Source organism: Pseudoalteromonas sp. RWi3 (assembly GCF_054960735.1).
Window position 1 is genome coordinate 1 of sequence record NZ_JBHNYL010000051.1, and the last position, 302, is coordinate 302.

General features: G+C 44.0%; 1 protein-coding gene. It reads right to left on the reverse strand.

All coding sequences use genetic code 11. The features are described from left to right. On the reverse strand, nucleotides 1-302 hold a 302-nt coding region (locus tag ACFI4Z_RS19095; protein WP_462671893.1), incomplete at both ends, for a GTP-binding protein.

Sequence of the window (302 nt, forward strand, 5' to 3'; positions counted from 1 at the left end):
TCTTCGATAGGCATGATGAATGGCTTATCGATGTCACGCTCTGGCTCTGGGATGTAAGAATCTAGTGCTTCTGCAAGCTCAACGATCTTGTCTTCCCACTGCTTTTCGCCTTCAAGTGCTTTAAGTGCAGAACCTTGAATTAGTGGTAAGTCATCACCTGGGAAGTCATATTCAGAAAGAAGTTCACGAACTTCCATTTCTACTAGCTCAAGTAGCTCTTCGTCATCAACCATGTCACATTTGTTCATGAATACGATGATGTAAGGAACGCCAACCTGACGAGAAAGTAGGATGTGCTCACG